Annotated in this window: 17 protein-coding genes and 2 pseudogenes; 10 read left to right on the forward strand and 9 right to left on the reverse strand. The window is 73.9% G+C overall.

Features of this window, described 5'->3' with window-relative positions; translation table 11 throughout:
* Window positions 1–51 precede the first annotated feature (51 nt).
* Window positions 52–1203 (forward strand): alpha/beta hydrolase, encoded by a 1152-nt coding sequence (locus tag GXB85_RS16075; RefSeq protein ID WP_161918676.1) that lies wholly within the window; start codon window positions 52–54, stop codon window positions 1201–1203.
* Between the two features lie 62 nt (window positions 1204–1265).
* Here the strand turns inward: GXB85_RS16075 and GXB85_RS16080 are convergent, their stop codons facing one another.
* Window positions 1266–1976, reverse strand: coding sequence for a cation diffusion facilitator family transporter (locus tag GXB85_RS16080; RefSeq protein ID WP_161918677.1), 711 nt, complete (start codon window positions 1974–1976; stop codon window positions 1266–1268).
* On the reverse strand, window positions 1973–2302 hold the full coding sequence (locus GXB85_RS16085) for a metalloregulator ArsR/SmtB family transcription factor (protein WP_161918678.1): 330 nt from the start codon (window positions 2300–2302) through the stop codon (window positions 1973–1975). The genes GXB85_RS16080 and GXB85_RS16085 overlap by 4 nt, the downstream gene beginning before the upstream one ends.
* 160 nt (window positions 2303–2462) lie before the next feature.
* Between GXB85_RS16085 and GXB85_RS19000 the strand changes: the two are divergent.
* A pseudogene (locus tag GXB85_RS19000) lies at window positions 2463–2603 on the forward strand (maltose acetyltransferase domain-containing protein); the annotation flags it as partial.
* A gap of 234 nt (window positions 2604–2837) precedes the next feature.
* Window positions 2838–2990: pseudogene (locus GXB85_RS19005) on the forward strand (DapH/DapD/GlmU-related protein); the annotation flags it as partial.
* A gap of 92 nt (window positions 2991–3082) precedes the next feature.
* Here GXB85_RS19005 and GXB85_RS16095 read toward each other — a convergent pair.
* Complete coding sequence (locus tag GXB85_RS16095; protein ID WP_161918680.1) at window positions 3083–3718, reverse strand: TetR/AcrR family transcriptional regulator; 636 nt, start codon at window positions 3716–3718, stop codon at window positions 3083–3085.
* Entirely contained in the window at window positions 3715–4176 is a 462-nt protein-coding gene (locus tag GXB85_RS16100) for a DoxX family membrane protein (protein ID WP_161918681.1), read from the reverse strand. Before GXB85_RS16100 ends, GXB85_RS16095 begins: the two co-directional genes overlap by 4 nt.
* 131 nt (window positions 4177–4307) lie before the next feature.
* On the opposite strand from GXB85_RS16100, the gene GXB85_RS16105 reads away from it, so the two are divergent.
* Window positions 4308–5267: a cold shock domain-containing protein gene (locus GXB85_RS16105; RefSeq protein WP_161918682.1), complete on the forward strand. Its 960-nt coding sequence runs from the start codon at window positions 4308–4310 to the stop codon at window positions 5265–5267.
* Window positions 5268–5348: 81 nt separating this feature from the next.
* On the opposite strand, the gene GXB85_RS16110 is transcribed toward GXB85_RS16105, so the two are convergent.
* Window positions 5349–5741, reverse strand: coding sequence for a YbjQ family protein (locus tag GXB85_RS16110; protein WP_161918683.1), 393 nt, complete (start codon window positions 5739–5741; stop codon window positions 5349–5351).
* Window positions 5742–5787: 46 nt separating this feature from the next.
* Entirely contained in the window at window positions 5788–6354 is a 567-nt protein-coding gene (locus tag GXB85_RS16115) for a dihydrofolate reductase family protein (RefSeq protein ID WP_161918684.1), read from the reverse strand.
* Between the two features lie 252 nt (window positions 6355–6606).
* Between GXB85_RS16115 and GXB85_RS16120 the strand changes: the two genes are divergently transcribed.
* On the forward strand, window positions 6607–10869 hold the full coding sequence (locus tag GXB85_RS16120) for an S-layer family protein (protein ID WP_161918685.1): 4263 nt from the start codon (window positions 6607–6609) through the stop codon (window positions 10867–10869).
* A 51-nt stretch (window positions 10870–10920) separates the two neighbouring features.
* On the opposite strand, the gene GXB85_RS16125 is transcribed toward GXB85_RS16120, so the two are convergent.
* Both GXB85_RS16125 and GXB85_RS16130 read right to left on the reverse strand, forming a co-directional pair.
* Window positions 10921–11775, reverse strand: coding sequence for an SDR family oxidoreductase (locus GXB85_RS16125; protein ID WP_161918686.1), 855 nt, complete (start codon window positions 11773–11775; stop codon window positions 10921–10923).
* Window positions 11776–11917: 142 nt separating this feature from the next.
* A complete protein-coding gene (locus tag GXB85_RS16130) occupies window positions 11918–12457 on the reverse strand; it encodes an N-acetyltransferase family protein (RefSeq protein ID WP_370524298.1) in 540 nt (179 codons plus the stop codon).
* A gap of 183 nt (window positions 12458–12640) precedes the next feature.
* On the opposite strand from GXB85_RS16130, the gene dnaK reads away from it, so the two are divergent.
* The 4 genes from dnaK to GXB85_RS16150 are packed head-to-tail and all read left to right on the forward strand — an operon-like array spanning window position 12641 to window position 16624.
* The gene (gene dnaK / locus GXB85_RS16135) at window positions 12641–14500 is read left to right on the forward strand and encodes a molecular chaperone DnaK (RefSeq protein WP_161918687.1); all 1860 of its coding nucleotides are present in this window, start codon (window positions 12641–12643) and stop codon (window positions 14498–14500) included.
* On the forward strand, window positions 14497–15138 hold the full coding sequence (gene grpE, locus GXB85_RS16140) for a nucleotide exchange factor GrpE (protein ID WP_161918688.1): 642 nt from the start codon (window positions 14497–14499) through the stop codon (window positions 15136–15138). Before dnaK ends, grpE begins: the two co-directional genes overlap by 4 nt.
* A 50-nt stretch (window positions 15139–15188) precedes the next feature.
* The gene (locus GXB85_RS16145; protein WP_161918689.1) at window positions 15189–16214 is read left to right on the forward strand and encodes a DnaJ C-terminal domain-containing protein; all 1026 of its coding nucleotides are present in this window, start codon (window positions 15189–15191) and stop codon (window positions 16212–16214) included.
* Window positions 16214–16624 carry a heat shock protein transcriptional repressor HspR gene (locus GXB85_RS16150; protein ID WP_161918690.1) on the forward strand — a complete coding sequence of 137 codons (411 nt, stop codon included), beginning with the start codon at window positions 16214–16216 and terminating at the stop codon, window positions 16622–16624. Before GXB85_RS16145 ends, GXB85_RS16150 begins: the two co-directional genes overlap by 1 nt.
* Window positions 16625–16739: 115 nt before the next feature.
* Here the strand turns inward: GXB85_RS16150 and GXB85_RS16155 are convergent, their stop codons facing one another.
* Entirely contained in the window at window positions 16740–17507 is a 768-nt protein-coding gene (locus GXB85_RS16155; RefSeq protein WP_161918691.1) for a hypothetical protein, read from the reverse strand.
* 221 nt (window positions 17508–17728) lie between these two features.
* On the opposite strand from GXB85_RS16155, the gene GXB85_RS16160 reads away from it, so the two are divergent.
* Window positions 17729–18756, forward strand: a 1028-nt coding sequence (locus tag GXB85_RS16160) for a sigma-70 family RNA polymerase sigma factor (protein ID WP_161918692.1), incomplete at its 3' end; no start/stop codon positions are given.

Below are 18756 nucleotides of genomic sequence, written 5' to 3' on the forward strand. Positions count from 1 at the left end.
GCTCACTACATCTGTAGTGTAACGGGATCCGTCGCTCAGGGAGGGGGCTCCATGTCCGCGATCGTCACCCCGCTGATCTGGACCGTCGTCGTGGCCCTCGTGCTGTGGCCGCGGCTCGTGGGACGTCGCCTCGGCTTCGGCGCGTACGTCCTGACGATGGCGCCCAACGAGCTGCCCCTGCTGCTGACGGCTGTGCTCGCGGCGACGATGGTCACGAGCGACCGGCCCGACGGCGCCCTCGGGGCGGTCTGGTGGGTGATGTGGGCGTTCGTCCTGGGCGGGCTGGTGTGGGCCCACCTGCGGGCGCTCCGTGCCGCCGGCGCGCTGGACGGTGCGCTCGAGTCCGCTCTCGGGGCGGGTTGGCGGCAGGAGCTCGGCCTCGGCTTCGCCCTTCGGTCCCGCCGCGTCCGGGCGTGGCTGGCGGGGGTGCTCCTGCCGTTCCAGCGGAGGTGGCGGGGGGTCGAGCGGATCCGCGGCGTGCCCTACGGGCCCGATCCGGCCCATCGCCTGGACGTCTACCGCGCGCCGGGCGTCGTCGGGCGACGCCCGATCCTGCTGCACTTCCACGAAGGCGGGTTCGTGCAGGGTAGCCGGAGTCGCGAGGGCGTGGCGCTGCTCCGCGGGCTCGCGGCGGCGGGCTGGCTCTGTCTCAGCGTCGACTACCGCCTGCGTGAGCGCGGAGCGTTTCCGCACCCCCTCGTCGACGCGAAGCGCGCGATCGCGTGGGCGCGTGCGCATGCCGCGGAGCACGGGGCAGATCCCGCGGAGGTCTACCTGATCGGCGGGTCGGCCGGTGGGCACCTCGCGATCGGGGCCGCGCTGACCGCGGACGACCCGCGGTTCCAACGGGGATTCGAGCGTGCCGACACCTCGGTGGCGGCGGCCGTGTCGCTCTACGGGTACCTGGGCCCACGCTCCGCCGATCCTGCGAGCGACCCGGCCTCCCTCGCCGGCCCCGCAAGCCCGCCGCTCATGCTCGTGGACGCCGCGAACGACACCGCACTACCGCCGGGCGGCTCCGCGGCGTGGGCGGCGCAGCTCCGTGGGGACTCGGGAGCCCCCGTGGTCCGGGCCGTGCTGCCTGGCGCGCAGCATGCCTTCGACCTGTTCGCCTCGGTGCGCGCGCGCCTCGTCGCCGACGCGGTCGAGGAGTTCCTCGCGTGGGTGCGAGCGACCCGCGAGCCGGCGGCGGGGGCGCGGTGACCGCACCGCCGGGGAGTCGGCTCGAGCGCTGCGGATGCGGCTGCCGACGTCTCGGACGCGGTTCAGCCGCAGCAGCCGTCCGTGCAGCGGCCGTCGTCGCAGCCGTCCCCGGCCTCGTCCGTCCGCACCAGTGCGCTCACGGGTGAGCAGCACGCGTCGCCGCGCCACGCCTCGAGCCCCTCGCGCACCGCGAAGCCCGCGATGACGACGGCGGCCAGAGGATCGGCCCACCACCAGCCGAGCGCACTGTTGAGGACGAGCCCCACGAGGAGCACCGCCGAGAGGTAGGAGCAGATCAGCGTCTGCTTGGAGTCGGCCACCGCCGACGCCGAGCCGAGCTCGCGACCGGTGCGCCGCTCGAACCACGAGAGCGCCGGCATGACCGCGAGGGACACGGCCGCGAGCACGATCCCGACGGTCGAGTGCTCGGGCTCCGCGCCGCCCAGCACCGTGCGGATCGCGTCGAAGGTCACGAACGCGGCCAGACCCAGGAAAGACACGGCGATCACCCGCATCGCCGTGCGCTCGCGGCGGTGCGGGTCGCGCCCCGCGAACTGCCAGGCCACCGCCGCGGCGGAGAGCACCTCGACGATCGAGTCGAGACCGAAGCCGATGAGGGCCGACGACGACGCGAGGCGCCCGGCGGTGAGTGCGACCACGGCCTCGACGGCGTTGTAGCTGATCGTCGCGGCCACGACCCAGCGGATGCGGCGCTCGAGGACCGTGCGCCGTTCCGCGCTTATGCGCGGCAGGGTGGGGGCGGGGGTGCTCATGCGCAGGTGCAGCCTTCCGTGCAGCAGGACGGGTCGACGGTGAGCACGAGCGCGAGCAGCTCGCCCAGCGCAGGGGCGAGGTGCGCGTCGGAGAGCCGGTACCAGGTGCGGCGTCCGTCGGGGATCGACTCTACAAGCCCGCAGCCGCGCAGGCAGGCGAGCTGGTTCGACATCACCTGCCGCGAGACGCCGAGGGCGTCGGCGAGGTCCGACGGGTAAGCCGGTGCCTCGCGCAGGGACAGCAGGATGCGTGCGCGGGTCTCGTCGGAGAGCGCATGGCCTAGCCGCGCGAGCGCCGATGTGTGTGTGAGGGTCGCCGTCGTCACGCGATCGACAGTACACGAGTGCCTGTACTCACGACCGGGGTGCCCGACGTCGTCGTCGGCCGGCACGGTCGCGCGGCCGTGCGGGATGCTTGCTCCCGCCCGCCTGCCGCCTCCCGGAGGTCCCGCCGTCATGACCAGCCTCGCCGAGCAGCTCGCCCACATGGCCACGGGCGCGATGTACGACGACCTCACGCCTGAGCTCATCGCCGCTCGCGAGCGCGCCGTCCTCGCCACGACGGCCTACAACGCGTCGTACGGGCGGCCGCCCGAGGAGCGTGCGCGCCTGCTCGCCGAGCTGCTGGGCTCGGTGGGCGAGGGGGCGACCTTCGAGCCGACGTTCCGGTGCGAGTTCGGCACCAACATCCACCTGGGCGCGCGGTTCTACGCGAACTTCGACTGCGTCATGCTCGATGGCGCACCCATCACCATCGGCGATGACGTGCTGCTCGGTCCGAAGGTGGGTCTGTACACCTCGAACCACGCCCTCGACCTCGCGGAGCGCATGGGCGGTGCGTGCCGCGCGCTGCCGATCACCGTCGGCGACGGCGTGTGGATCGGCGGAGGTGTCACCGTGCTCCCGGGCGTGACCATCGGCGACGGCGCCGTCGTCGGCGCGGGGAGCGTCGTCACGCGCGACGTGCCCGCCGGGACACTCGTCGCGGGCAACCCCGCGCGGGTGATCCGGCCGATCACGGGCGAGGACCGCACCGGCTACGTCCCGCAGCACTGACGCATCCGACGGCCGATCCGGCCGCGGCCCCACCGCCCCCGGGCCGCGGCTCAGCCCACCGGGCCCGGCAGGCTCCGCACGACGACGGCGCGTCCCGCCTCGAGCAGCGAGCGGGCCAGGGTCACGCCGTCCACGCCGGTCCCGGCGAGCATCGCGCCGTCCCGGAGCATCACCAGCTGCACGGCGGCCTGGTCCGCGTCCGGCACGCCCAGCGCCGCGAGCAGCTCGGCTGCCGTCGTCCGCAGCCAGGTCCGGTGCTCGTCGGCGACACGGCGGACCGGGTGGTGCGGGTCCGGGTACTCGGCCACGGCGTTGAGGAACGGGCAGCCGCGGAACCCGTCGCCGCATGCCTGGGCGGTGAGCTGGTCGGCGTACGTGGTGAGCACCTCGGCGGGTGCGAGGTGCTCGCGCCAGGCCGCAACCGCCGCGCGCTCGGCGGCCGCGACGGTCGTCAGGTAGGCGACCACGAGGTCGTCCTTGGTGGGGAAGTGCCGGTAGAAGGTCGCCTTGGTCACGTGGGCGTCCGCCATGACGACGTCGGCGCTGACCGCGCGGATGCCCTCGGCGTAGAAGCGTGGTCCCGCAGCGGCGAGGATGCGCCGGGCGGCGTCGGACTGCCCTCCGTCGCGTGACGGACGGCCCACCACGGGCGCCGCCGGGTGGTCGAGGGCGACCGGCGCCGTCATCGGGCGTCCGTCCGGGTGCGTGCGGCGCGGAACGCGGCCCAGGCGCCGGTCGACCACAGCGCCCAGGCGACGAGCACGGCCTGGAACGGCAGGCGCGCGAGCCGCTTGGCGTCGGTGTCGAGGCCAAAGCCGTCCTTGCCCTCGACGTACTGCGCGACGTTGCCGGGGAAGATCGCGACGAAGAAGAGCGCCGCGACCACGCCGACCCACGGCCGCAGGCGACGGGGTGCGAGTGTGAGGGCGAGTCCCAGTGCGACCTCGACCACACCCGAGGCGACCACCACGAGGTCGTGGTCGACAGGCACCCACGACGGAACCTGGGCCTGGAACTCCTCGCGCGCGAACGTGAGATGGCTGACCCCGGCGAAGGCGAGCGTCGCACCGAGCCAGACCCGACCGATGGTCCGGGGAACACTGACGGGTGCCTCGGCAGGCGTCGCGGGGAAGGTCGAGGGCATCGGGCGCTCCAGACGGTAGACGAACGAGTACGTCTACCGTACGACGGCCGTCGCCGCCGTGCGCGGGACGGACCTTGGGCGGAGGCTGGGACACTGGAGCGCATCCCATCTGTATCCACGAGGAGCTCACCGTGCCCCACGCAGTTGTCCGCTGGTTCGACGCCGACCGCGGTTTCGGCTTCCTCGACCTCGGGGAGGGCGAGGAGGACCTGTTCGTGCACGCCTCCGAGATCGTCGGCGGCGACGCGGCGCGGGTGCTGCGCGAGGGCCAGACCGTCGAGTTCGAGATGGGCGAGGGCGACCGCGGTCCGCAGGCCCGCCGGGTGCGGGTCACGGGCGGCCAGGCCGCGGACGCGACCCTCGGGGTGCTCGGGACGGTGACCTGGTACGAGCCCGCCAAGGGGTACGGCTTCCTCACGCCCGACGGCGGCGGGGCGGAGATCTTCGTGCACAGCTCGGCCATCGTGGGTGGCGGCGTGATCACCGAGGGCCAGCGCGTCGCGTTCCTCGTCGTCGAGGGCGAGAAGGGTCCGCAGGCCGACCACCTGCTGCCGCTGGGTGCCGAGGCGGCACGGCCCGCCGCCTCCGACGGCGCGGACGGCACCGTCTCCTGGTACGACACGGACAAGGGCTTCGGGTTCCTCACGCCCGACGCCGGTGGGGACGACGTGTTCGTCCACTACCGCGCCCTCGGCAGCCTGACTGAGCTCTCGGAGGGCGACCGGGTCAGCTTCGAGACGGTGGCGAGCGATCGCGGCCCGCAGGCACGCGACGTCCACGTGGTGGGCGGCACCGGGCGCACGGGCGCCCCCGCCGGCCGGGACCGCGCGGGCTCGCCCACCTCCCGTGACCGCGCCGGCGCGCCCAAGGCCTCGGCCCGCGGCGGTGCCCGTGCCGGCGAGGGCGTCGTCACGCGCTACGACGCCGACCGCGGCTTCGGCTTCATCGCGCCCGACGCCGGCGGCGCCGACCTGTTCGTCCACGTGTCGGTGGTCCGCGGCGGTGAGCCGCTGCAGGAGGGCGACCGGGTGCGCTTCAAGGTGCGCCAGAGCGACCGCGGCCCGCAGGCCGACGCCGTCGAGCGCCTCTGACCGGCCCCATCCCAGCGCGCGCCGAGGTCGCCGCCCCCGCCCGAGGTCGTCGGCCGCACCCGGCGACCTCGGGAGCGGGGGTCAGGGCTGGGGCGGTTGCTGGGCGGTGCGGGTGAGGTGCATCGACTGCTCGGTCGCGCCCGGCTGCCCGGCCGGGACGGGGTGGGCGACGACGGCGGTGCCGTAGGCGCAGACCTCGGTGAAGGCCTGGCCGATGGAGCCGTTGTCGAACCGCATCGCGACGATCGCGTTCGCCCCGCGCCGCTGCGCCTCCTCGACCATGCGCTGCATGACCTGCTGACGGCTCTGGTAGACGACCTGGGTGTACTCGGTGATCTCGCCACCGCCCATGGCCCGGAAGCCCGCGGTGAAGTTGGCGCCCAGGTTCGCGCTTCGCACGGTCAGGCCCATGACCTCGCCCATCACCGCCTCGATGCGGTAACCGGGGATGTCGTTCGTCGTGACCACGATCATGGCGTGATCGTGCCATGCGGCGAGCCGCCGGGTCGCTCGCCGAGGGTCAGGCCCTCCCGCGCACCGCGTGGCGCACGTGCACCGCGCCGTTGGCGAAGCGGCGGTGGTCCAGGAGCTCGAGGGCGAGGCGCAACCCACGGGGGAGGACAGGCTTGCCGCCGCCGAGCACCACGGGGTGCAGCAGCAGCACGCACTCGTCGACGAGCCCGTGCCGGAACGCCTCGACCCCCAGGGTCGCGCCGCCCACGCTCAGGTCTGCGGCGGACTCCTCCTTCAGTCGCCGCACCGCCTCGGGGTCGAAGCGGCGCTCAAGAGTCGTCCGCGCCGTCGAGACCGTGTCGAGCGTCGTGGAGTAGACGACCTTGTCCGCCTCGCGCCAGATCTGGGCGTACTCCTGCACGACGGCGGGCTCGTCCGTGAGCCAGTCGTCGTCCTCCCAGACGCGCATCGTCTCGTACATGCGGCGGCCGTAGAGCGAGGTGCCGACACCGCGCTCGTGCTCGTTCCAGAACGCGTGCACGTCGTCGTCGGGCACCGACCAGTCGAACGCGCCGGCCTCGTCCTCGAGGTAGCCGTCGAGCGAGGTGTTCGCCGCGTAGATGAGCTTGCCCATGTGCGCCTCCGGCCGCGCGGGAGCCCAGCGTCGCACCGCCGTGAGCTCGCCGACAAGGGTTCCGCTGGAGAGCCCGCGAGTGACCACATACCGGACGACTTGTCGCTTCCGTCACCCGTTCGGACCGGTACGAAACGGGATGTTCCGGCTGACCTCGCGCGCGCGCCACACAACGCCGCCGTGGGTCTTTAGTCTCATGCGAACCCTCTCCGCCGGGCCCCCGCCCGTCCCTCCCCCCACCTCGAGGACAGCATGCGCCCGTCCGCACGACTCCGCCGCGCCACCGCCGCGTTCACCACCGCCGCCCTGGCGCTCACCATGCTCGCGGCGGGGCTCGTGGCGCCCGCCACCGCGGCCGGCGTGGGGGTCGTCATCGACGACTTCAGCGGAACCTCGATGGGCACCCGGACGCTCGTCGTGCAGCAGGGGTACAGCTGCGACGTGACGGGCAACACCACCCAGACCCCGGGTGCCGGCACGCTCCGGCTCGAGGTGCGCGTGCCCGACTCAGTGGGCTGCCCCTATGCCCAGGCGCAGGTCCTGTGGACGGCCAGCGGGACGGTGGACATCGCGGCCGGCGGTGCCGACCGCATCGAGATGCGGTACCGCGACGTGCTGCCGAACCAGACCCCCGCGGTGACGTTCGGGCTGCGGCTCACGGACGTGAACGGGCGGGTCGCGACCGTGGGCGGGCTGTCCCGCAACGGTGGCGCCGCGTCCGACTGGCTGACGGTCCGCTACACCCCCGCGTACGAGGGCGACGTCGCGGTGCTGAGCTTCCAGAGCGGGTTCGACCGCACCCAGGTGAAGAGCGTCGCGCTGCTCGTCGCCGCGACCACCTCGAACCAGAACGTCGCGGTGACCCTCGAGGAGCTCCGCGCCAGCAACGGTGAGCCCGTCTACCAGGCGCCCGCCTTCACCTCGACCGCCCCGCTCGTGTTCCCGCCGTCGACGAGCACCACGCGGACCGTGACCGTCACCGGCAACCCCGCGCCGGACGTCTCCGTGACCTCCGCGACGCCGTCCTGGATGACCGTCTCGACGAGCAAGTCCAGCTCGGCCACGACCGTCACCCTCAGCGGGAACCCGGGCACCGCCTACGCGGAGACCTCCCTGAGCCTGCACGCGAACGTCGCTGGTTCCCTCACCGCCGACGCGACCATCCCCGTCGTCGTGCCCTCACCCGTCACGGTCGGCTACTCGAGCGCGAACGCGACGCTCGGCGAGGCGGGCTTGGTGACGCTGGGAACGGCCACCTCGACCCCCGGCTCGCGGATCCTCGGCCCGACCACGGGGCTCCCGCCGGGCACGGCGCTCGAGGTCCACGGCTCCGACGTGCGGCTCGTCGGCGCGCCGACGTCCACGGGTACTTTCACGGTCGCGACGACGGTGGGCAACGACTACCGGTCCGCACCGTTCAGCCGGCAGGTGGTGGTCGGGGCGACGGCCTCCGTCGACGCCGTCGCCGACCAGCACGTGGTCCTGGGTGAGTCGCTCTCGCTGCCCCTCACGGTGGCGGGGTACCCGGCGCCCTCGGTGGACGTCACGGGCCTGCCCGACGGCGTGACCTACGCGGACGGCGTGATCGCCGGTACGCCGACGTCGTCGGGCGCCCATGCCGTCACCGTCGACGTGACGAACGCCTGGGGCTCGGGCTCGACGAGCTTCGCGATGACCGTCGGCCCGCGGCCCACCGTCACGACCCCCGCGGCGACCCTCGTGACCGCCGGCGAGGCGACCGCTCTTCCCGTCGCCGTGTCCGGCGCGCCCGACGACGTCACGGCCACCGGCCTGCCCGACGGCCTCGCGCTCGCGTTCTCCGCGTCCACCGCGTCGATCACCGGGACCCCGTCGCGGCCGACGAGCGCGGCCCAGACCAGTGGGACCGCGACGATCACCGCGACCAACGCGTTCGCGACGGCCACCACGGACTGGAGCTGGACCGTCCAGGCGGCCCCCGAGCTCGCGGGTCCCGCGACCGTGTCGACGACGCTGGGCACCCCGTTCACCGGCGCCCAGGTGGTCGCGACAGGCTTCCCGACCCCCGAGGTGTCGGTGCAGGGCGCGGCGGACCTGCCCGCGGGCGTCTCGCTCGACCTGACGACGCCCGGGGTGGTGTCCGTGGTCGGCACGCCGTTCGCGTCCGGCACCGCCGTGCTCGAGATCACCGCGGACAACGGCGTGGGCGCCCCGGTGGTGCGCACGCTGACCGTCCGTGCGCTCGTCGGTCCGTCGTTCGTCGACGCCGCGCCGCGGCTCACGCTCGCGGCGGGTTCGACGGACGAGCTCACCCTCGCGTGGGCCGGCGACCCGGTCCCGACGCTGAGCCTCGGCTCCGCCCTGCCGTCGTGGCTCACGTTCGACGACACCAGTGGCAGGTTCGTGGCATCGCCGGGCACCGACGTGGCGGGCGTGTTCGGTCCGTACGCGGTCACCGCCACCAACCCGGCCGGCTCCGCCGTCGCCGACGTGACCGTCGAGGTCACCGCACCCCCGACGGTCGTCCGGGAGCTCGCGGGCCTCGTCGGGCCCGTCGGCACCCCCGTCGCCGGGCTCACGATCGCCACGTACCGCGGCCACCCGACGCCCGACGTCACGGTCAGCGGGCTCCCCGCCGGTCTCACGGCGACCACCACGGGTGGCGTCGTCACGATCGCGGGCACGCCCACGGAGGGCGGTGACGTCGTCGCCACGATCACCGCGACCAACGCCCACGGGTCGGACTCCGCGCCGTTCCCCATCGAGATCCACGCCCCGCCCACGCTGAGCGCGCCCGCGACGGTCACCGTCCCGCAGGGCGTCGCGACGACGCTCCCCGTGACGGTCGGCGGCTATCCGCGGCCCCTGCTGGTCGCGGATGGCCTGCCCGACGGGCTCGTCGTCGACGGTGCGGCGGGCACCATCACCGGCACGCCGGTGGCCCCCGGGGCCTCCGAGGTGCGCCTGTCACTCACCCGCGGCGGCACTCCGGTCGCCGGGTCCGACGTGACCGTGACCGTCCACGTCACCGCGGCGCCGACGTTCGTCACGCCCCCCACGCGCACGACGACGCGCCTCGGCTCGCCCGTGGACGTGGCGGCCTTCGTGGGCGCCGGGTACCCGGTGCCGACGGCCTCGGCCGCCGGCCTGCCGACGGGCCTGACGCTGAGCCAGAGCGGTGCGTCGGTGCGCCTGGTCGGCACCCCGATGCAGACCGGCACGTTCGACGTCGACGTCGAGCTCGAGAACCCGCACGGGACGCAGACCGCGACCTGGCGCGTCGTCGTGGAGGACCCGGCGGGTGTCACCGCGCCCGCCGCGGCCGTGGTCGTGGCCGACCAGGCGATCACGCCGATCGCCGTCGGCGCCACGGGCTACCCGGCCCCCACGGTCACCGCGACGGGACTGCCCGACGGCCTCTCGGTCGTGACCGACGGCAGCGGCACGCGCGTCGTCGGTGTGCCCACCGAGGCCGGCCGGCACACGGTCACCCTCACCGCGACCAACGGTGTCGGTGCGCCGAGCACCACGACCCTCACGCTCGACGTCCACCAGGCCCCAGACCTGGGCGACGACCGCACGGCCTCCTTCCCGGCCGGCGCGACGTCGTCCCTCGCGCTCGCGGTGGCGGGTTACCCGGCACCGACGCTGACGACGTCGGCCCTGCCCTCGTGGCTCACGTTCGACGCGGCGGCGGCCACGTTCACCGGCGCTCCCACGTCCGCGCACGTGGGCGCCGAGGAGGTGGTCGAGGTGACCGCGACGAGTGCCGCGGGCAGCGACACCGTCGAGATCGCGTTCACGGTGACGGCGGCCCCCGCCGTCGTCGAGCGGGGCGGCACCACCACGGTGCGCGCCGGGGACGCCGTCGACGTCGCCCTCACGGCCGTGAGCGGGTACCCACGCCCCACCGTCACGACGGATGGCCTGCCCACAGGTCTGGACGTCACGCTCGTCGCGGGCGAGCTGCGGCTCGTGGGCACGACGACGGTCGCGGGCACCCACGCCGTGACCCTCACGCTCACGAACGGTTCGGGCGGGGGCCTCCTCGTGCCCTGGACCGTCGTCGTCGAGGAGGTGGTCGTGGACCTCTCGGTCCGGAGCGCACCCGCCGGCGGCGGCGTGGACATCCGCGCGACGGGGCTGCAGCCGAACGAGACCGTCGAGGTCTGGCTGCACTCGACGCCGCGGCTCCTCGCGACAACGACGGCCGACGCCGCGGGCGGCCTGCGCCTCGCCGTGCGCATCCCCGCGGACACCCCGGCCGGCCAGCACACGGTCGTCGTCAAGGCGGCCTCGGGCGTGGTCGTCAGCGTGCCCATCCGCGTGCTGCCGCAGGCCTCGAGCCCGACCGCAGGCGGTGGCGCGGGCTCGACGGCGACCAACGGCGGCGGCGTGGCGGAGACCACTGGCTCGGGCTCGAGCCGTCAGGGCCTCGCGGCCACCGGGTCCGACGTGGGTGGGCTGCTGGCCCTCTCGCTGCTCTCGCTGACCGCGGGTGCGGCGATCCTCGTCGGACGGCGACGCCCGGCCTGAGACGGGTCCGGTGGTGCCGGTGGCCGCCGTCGGGGCCCTTCGCGACGGCGGTCAGGCCTGCCGGCGCAGGTGCTCTCGCAGTGAGGTTGGGGCGGTGCCGGTGAGGCGCTCGACGGCGTCGGTGGGCTCGGCCATGACGTCGCTCGCGATGGCGGTGTAGGTGCTCACCCAGGCCTCGACCTGCCACGGCGGTGCGCCGTAGGGGGCGCGCGACGCGTAGGCCTCGTCGACTGTCTCGTCGTAGAAGGTCACCGTGCGGCCCCGCACCTCGCTGATGATCCGGGCGACGTCGTGCATCGAGAGCGACTCGGGACCGGTGAGGTCGTACGTGCGCCCCGCGTGCTCGTCGGGCGCCTGGAGCACGGCGGCCGCGACCCTGGCGACGTCCGCGCGGGCCACGAGGGCGCACCGCCCGTCGCCGGCCGGCCCGCGGATCACGCCGTCGTCGCCGACGAAGTCCTCCATGACGTCCAGGTAGAACGTGTCCCGCAGGAAGGTCCACCGCATCCCGGACGCCTTGAGGTGCTCCTCGGTGGCGTGGTGGTCGCGGGCCAGGGTGAACGTCGCGTCCGGGGCTGCCGCGGCGAACGAGGTGTAGACGACGTGCCGCACGCCGGCCTCGGCGGCGGCGTCGATGAACGTGGCGTGCTCGGCCGCGCGGTTCGCGCTCTCGTGACCGGAGACCATGAACAGCACCTCGACCCCGCGCAGCGCCTCCCGCGAGAGGGCGTGGTCGCCGTAGCTGACGCGTCGGACGTCGGCGACCGAGGCGAGCTGGGGCAGACGGGGGCTCGACGGATCGCGCACCAGCAGGCGTTGGGTGCGACCGGCGTCGTCCAGGTGCGCGGCGACGAGGCCGCCGACGTTGCCAGTGGCTCCGGTCACTCCGATGAGGGGTGCGTTCACGGGGCGGCTCCGCTCTGCTCGAGTTCCTCCGCTGTGCGGGATGGCTCGCCCATGGTGCGCCGCGGCGCGCGCACCCGCGACCCGTCGTGCAGGTGACGGAGTCGTCGAGGTGAGCGATCTGGGCGCCAGGATCTCAGCCGCGTCAGAGGGTGCGCAGCATGGTGTCGGAGCCGCCGTTGCGGCCGACGGTCACGAAACCGTGCCGGGCGTAGAGCGAGCGCGCGGCGACGTTCCCGTCCTCGACGCTGAGGCTCAAGGCCCGCCACCCGAGGCGCTGAGCCTGCGCGAGGAGGCCGGCGAGCAGTGCGGACCCCACGCCCCGGCCGTGATGAGCGCGGGCCACCGCCATGCCGAGCTCCGGGACGTCGTCTGCGACGTAGCCGTAGCCCGGCGCAGCGGCGGGCAGCGCGCGCGCCCAGGCGGCGCCGAGCGGTAGCCCGTCGTCCTCGGTCGCGATGAGCCCGAAGTCGTCCGGGCGTCGCCATCCGCCGAGGTAGCGCCCGGTGTGCTCGTCCGCGAGCATCTCCGCGCGGGTCACCCGCGCCGTCCCGTCCCAATTGAATGCCTCGAGGAGCAGGTCGTGAAGCAGGTCGAGGTCGCCGCTGGTCGCGTCACGGAGCATCACGGCCGCGATCCTCGCACCCCACGTGCGTCCACGCGCCTCCTTTCCGACGCTGCTCACGCATCGAACGTCCTCCGGGGGGAGTCGGGACATCGCTGGCGGGATGCGGGAACACGCGGACCACGAGCGGAGTTGAGTCTGGTGGGCTCAAGTTGAGGCCCTCGGAGTTGCATCGCGACTCGGTGGGACGCAGACTTGAGCGCAGCAGGCTCAACATCGCATCCAAGGAAGAGGGCATCACCCATGGCACGAGCGGTCGGGATCGACCTCGGCACCACCAACTCCGTCGTCTCCGTCCTCGAGGGCGGGGAGCCCACGGTCATCGCCAACGCAGAGGGCGCGCGCACGACGCCGTCGGTCGTCGCGTTCTCCAAGACGGGCGAGGTGCTCGTCGGCGAGGTCGCCAAGCGCCAGGCGGTCACGAACGTCGACCGCACCATCTCGTCGGTCAAGCGCCACATGGGCACCGACTGGAAGCAGCAGATCGACGACAAGACCTACTCCGCGCAGGAGATCTCCGCGCGCATCCTCGGCAAGCTCAAGCGCGACGCCGAGGAGTACCTCGGCGAGCCCGTGACGGACGCCGTCATCACCGTCCCGGCGTACTTCAACGACGCCGAGCGTCAGGCGACCAAGGACGCCGGCCAGATCGCGGGCCTCAACGTGCTGCGCATCGTCAACGAGCCCACCGCGGCCGCCCTCGCCTACGGCCTCGACAAGGGCAAGGAGGACGAGCTGATCCTCGTCTTCGACCTGGGTGGCGGCACCTTCGACGTCTCCCTGCTCGAGGTCGGCAAGGACGAGGACGAGTTCTCGACCATCCAGGTGCGCGCCACGCACGGCGACAACCGCCTGGGCGGCGACGACTGGGACCAGCGGATCGTCGACCACCTCATCAAGGAGGTCAAGAACACCGCGGGCGTCGACCTGTCCAAGGACAAGATCGCGCTCCAGCGTCTGCGCGAGGCGGCCGAGCAGGCCAAGAAGGAGCTCTCGTCCGCGACGAGCACCAACATCTCGATGCAGTACCTCTCGATGAGCGAGAACGGCCCCGTCCACCTGGACAGCAAGCTCACGCGCGCGCAGTTCCAGCAGATGACGGCCGACCTGATCGAGCGCACCAAGCAGCCGTTCCAGCAGGTCATCAAGGACGCCGGCATCTCGGTCAGCGACATCGACCACGTGGTGCTCGTGGGCGGCTCGACCCGCATGCCCGCGGTCACCGAGGTGGTCAAGGAGCTCACGGGCGGCAAGGAGCCCAACAAGGGCGTCAACCCGGACGAGGTGGTCGCCGTCGGCGCCGCGCTCCAGGCCGGCGTCATCAAGGGTGAGCGCAAGGACGTGCTGCTCATCGACGTCACCCCGCTGAGCCTCGGCATCGAGACCAAGGGCGGCGTGATGACCAAGCTCATCGAGCGCAACACGGCCATCCCCACCAAGCGCAGCGAGATCTTCTCGACGGCCGACGACAACCAGCCGTCGGTGCTCATCCAGGTGTTCCAGGGTGAGCGCGAGTTCGCGCGCGACAACAAGCCGCTCGGCACGTTCGAGCTCACCGGCATCGCGCCGGCGCCGCGCGGCATGCCGCAGATCGAGGTCACCTTCGACATCGACGCGAACGGCATCGTGCACGTGTCCGCCAAGGACCGCGGCACGGGCAAGGAGCAGTCGATGACCATCACCGGCGGCTCGGCCCTCCCCAAGGAGGACATCGACCGCATGGTCAAGGAGGCCGAGGAGCACGCGGCCGAGGACAAGAAGCGCCGCGAGGACGCCGAGACCCGCAACCAGGCCGAGGCCCTCGCCTACCAGACCGAGAAGGTGCTGGCGGACAACGGCGACAAGGTCCCCGAGGACGTCAAGACCGAGGTCGAGAGTGCCGTCGCCGAGCTCAAGACGGCGCTCGAGGGCGACGACATCGAGGCCGTGAAGGCCAAGCAGGGCGCGCTCGCCGCGGTGAGCCAGAAGATCGGCGAGGCCATCTACAAGGCCGAGGCCGAGCAGGGCGGCGGCGAGCAGCCGGCACCCGACGCGACCGAGGCGACGGACTCCGACGAGGACGTCGTCGACGCCGAGATCGTGGATGAGGACGACAAGAAGTGACGGACGACTTCACGCCATCGGACCGCGGCGCCGAGGAGCCGGCGCCGCGGTTCACGGACCGACGCAAGATCGACCCGGAGACCGGGAAGGTGCGTGAGCAGCCCGGCACGACGGCGGGCGAGGGCGACCAGTCCCAGCCCTCCTCCGGGGGCGACGCGGCGGGCACGCCGTCGGCCGGGGACGCCCCGGCCGCGGGTGACGTGCCCGCCGAGGGGGCCGAGAAGCTCGCCCAGGAGCGGCTCGAGGACCTCCAGCGCCTCCAGGCCGAGTACGTGAACTACCGCAGGCGCGTCGAGCGGGACCGCCTCGTGGCGCGCGACCAGACCGTGGTCGCCGTCGTCGAGGCGCTCATCCCGGTGCTCGACGACGTCGAGCTCGCGCGGCAGCACGGCGAGCTCGAGGGCGGGCCGTTCGCGTCGATCGCCGAGAAGCTCGAGGGCGCGCTCGGCAGGTTCGGCTGGGAGCGGTACGGCGCGCAGGGCGAGGGCTTCGACCCGAACCTGCACGAGGCGCTCATGCACCAGCACTCGGACGAGGTCACCGAACCCACGGTCACGCAGGTGCTCCAGCCCGGCCACAAGGTGGGCGAGCGCATCGTGCGGGCCGCGCGCGTCGCGGTCTCCGAGCCCGAGGGCTGAGTGGGCGACCGCAGCACGAGGCACGACGACACGTGGGAAGGGGGTAGGCGATGACGGGTCAGGACTGGTTCGAGAAGGACTTCTACGCGACGCTCGGCGTCCCGAAGAACGCGGACGACGCTGCGATCAAGAAGGCGTACCGCAAGAAGGCGCGCACGCTGCACCCCGACCACAACCCGGGTGACGCGAACGCCGAGGCGCGGTTCAAGGAGGTCGGCGAGGCCTACGCGGTGCTCTCCGACCCCGAGCAGCGGCGGCAGTACGACGCCGTGCGTGCCATGGCCGGCGGCGGTGCCCGGTTCTCCGCGGGTCCGGGTGGGCCGGGAGGCGCCGGGGGCGCGGGCTTCGAGGACCTCTTCGGAGGGCTGTTCGGAGGCGGTGCACCCGGCGGTGCCGGAGCCGGGCCGCGCGTCCGCTACACGCAGGGCGGCGCACCCGGCGGTGGCGCCGGGGGTGCAGGCTTCGAGGACCTGCTCGGCGGGCTCTTCGGCGGCGGTGGCGGCGGCTTCGGTGCCGCGCGCGGCCCTCAGCGCGGCGTGGACCTCGAGGCGACGACGACGCTCGGCTTCCGGCAGGCCGTCGAGGGCTCGACGGTCACGCTCTCGGTCGAGGGGCGCAAGGTCACCGCGCGCATCCCGGCCGGGGTGCGCGACGGCCAGAAGATCCGGCTGCGCGGCAAGGGGCGGCCCGGTGATGCCGGCGCTCCCGCGGGTGACCTGGTCATCAAGGTGCGCGTCGAGCAGCACCCGGTGTTCACGCTCGACGGGCAGAACCTCCGCGTCACCGTGCCGGTCACCTTCGACGAGGCCGCTCTGGGTGCCCAGGTCGACGTGCCGACGCTCGACGGGGGCACGGTGCGCGTCAAGGTGCCCGAGGGCACGCCGTCGGGCCGGACGCTGCGCGTCAAGGGGCGCGGCGTCACCACGTCGTCGGGCGCGGGCGACCTGCTGGTCACCGTGCAGGTGGTGGTGCCCCAGCGGCTCAACAGCGAGGCGCGCGCGGCCGTCGAGGCGTTCCGCACCGCGACCGAGGGCGCGGACGTGCGCCGCGAGCTGCGGGAGCGGGCGGTGCACTGATGCCCTCGTACGACGCCCCGGTGTTCGTGATCTCGGTCGCGGCCGAGCTCGCGGGCATGCACCCGCAGACCCTGCGGCAGTACGACCGCCTGGGGCTCGTGGTGCCGGGGCGCGCGCGGGGGCGCGGGCGTCGCTACTCGTTGCGCGACGTCGACACCCTGCGCGAGGTGCAGCGTCTGAGTCAGGACGAGGGCATCAACCTCTCGGGGATCAAGCGGATCCTCGCGCTCGAGGCCGAGGTGCGCCGGCTGCGTGAGCAGGTCGAGCTGCTGCGCGCGGTCGCGGAGCCCGGGCACCGCGTGTTCGCCGCCGGTCCCGAGGGCGAGGTGGTGGCGGTGCCGCGCGGGCACCGCCCGGCGCGCGTGACGGGCGCGGGTGCGCTCGTGGTCTGGCGGCCCACGGGCCGCTGACGACGCCGTCGGGCACGCACGCGACGGGCGGGGCGGGAACAGGAACGGGGCCGGCCGGACGAGAGTCCGGACCGGCCCCGTTCCCTTGTGGGGGGATGCTGGTGGTCAGGGGCGCTCAGCGGCGCAGGTGGTGCAGCAGGTCGACCGCGCGGTCGTGCGTCTCGGGCAGCGGCTCGATCCAGATGCGCGGCGGGGTGCGCATGAGCTCGGTGATCTGCAGGCGGGCGGCGTGGTCGTTGACCTGGTCGCGCATGCGGCGCACGGTCTCGCCGAGCTCCCAGTCGCGTGCGACGAGCACCGCAAAGGCACCGCCGCCGAGGGCCGCCATCGGGTGGCCGTTGCCGAGCGCGGCCGTCAGGGCCCGGCCCATCGCGGCCGAGCGGGCCATGCGCCGCCACGGCGGCAGCTCCTCCGCGGCGACGTCCACGAGCACCAGGCAGTGCGTCATGAACGCGTGGTGCGCGTGCTTGCGCACGGTGCTGTAGGTCTCGGCGAGCCGCACACCCAGGTACTCGACCGTGGGCAGCCCGGACTCGGCGTCCATGCAGGCCGCCTGCGCCGGCACGGACTCCATCGCGGCGGCCCAGCCCTCGCAGAGTGCGCGCGTCACGTCGAGGCCCGGCTCGCGGCCCACGAGGGAGTAGAGGACGGCGAGGTCGTCGAGGCTCTCGGCGATGCCGACGCCCGCGGCGCCGCGCACCTCGCCGAGCCGGTACGCGGGTGCGCTCGCGCACGCCCCGCTCGCCACCGCCTCGGTCACGGCGTCGACGGCGGGGTGGTACCAGTCACCGGGGCGCAGCCACACGGACTCGAGCGACTCGGCGCGCCACTGCTCGCGCAGGGTGGGCGCCGTGCCGGCGTGGGTCTGGTCGGTCGCAGTCACGCGGGATGAGAGCGAGGCCCGCGCGCCTCATGACGCGGGTTCGGCGGGTGAGATCGGATTCACCCGTTCTGCCCACCTGATCTTGACGGGGTATGGGATTCTCTACTGGGCACATGTCGGTTCTGTCCGGTCGAGATCGGGCCGCATCGTGCCGATACGTCCTGGGGGAGCGTGCGGAACCCCCTCCGTACGCGTGGCGGCAACCCTCGGGAGGAGGTGCGGTGACGAGCGTCAGCAGCGGCTGGGACCTGTCCAGCGACGCCGAGCTGATCACCGCCGTCCGCACGGGCGAGACCGGCGCGTTCGGGGTCCTCTTCGAGCGGCACGTCGCCGCCGCGCGTGCCGTCGCCCGCCAGTACTCCAACTCCGCCGCCGACGCCGAGGACGCCGTCAGCGAGGCCTTCTCCAAGGTCTTCGCCGCGATCACCCAGGGCGGCGGGCCCGACGTCGCCTTCCGCGCCTACCTCTTCACGGCGTTGCGTCGTGTGGCGCTCACCCGCGTCGAGGCGGGCCGTCGCGCCGCACCCACCGACGAGATGGAGACGTTCGAGCGCGCGTTCGGCGAGGTCGAGTCGACCGAGGCGCCCACGATGGCGGGCTTCGAGCGCGGCGTGGTCAGCGAGGCCTACAAGTCCCTGCCCGAGCGCTGGCAGGCCGTGCTCTGGTACACCGAGGTCGAGGAGCTCAGCCCGGCCGAGATCGCGCCGATCCTCGGCCTCACGGCCAACGGCGTCGCCGCGCTCGCCTACCGCGCGCGTGAGGGGCTGCGGCAGGCCTACCTCCAGCAGCACCTCGCGGCGCCCACCGACGAAGCGTGCACGGTCGTCAACAAGAAGCTCGGCGCCTACGTGCGCGGCGGCCTCGCCAAGCGCGAGACCGCGATGGTCGAGATGCACCTGGACGACTGCGGCACCTGCCGCGCCCTGGTGCTCGAGCTGGGCGACGTCAACCACGGCATGCGCGCCTTCGTCGCGCCTCTCGTCCTCGGTGCCGTGGCCCTGGGTGTGCTCCAGGGCATCGGGTTCGGCGGTGCGGCGGGTGCCGCGGCCGCGACGGCCGGTGCCGGCGCGGGGGCCGCAGGTGCGGCGGGCGCGGGTGCGGCGGGGGGGGGGGGGGGGGGGGGGGGGGGCGGGGCGGCGGGGGGGGGGGGGGGCCCACCCCCCCCCGTCAACACCCAGGCGGGGGGCAGGACCCGGGGGGGGGGGGGGAACACCGCCGCGGGAGGCCGCCGGCGGGGGGGGGGGGGGGG

It is taken from the genome of Cellulomonas sp. APG4, assembly GCF_009996735.1.
GTDB lineage: Bacteria > Actinomycetota > Actinomycetes > Actinomycetales > Cellulomonadaceae > Actinotalea.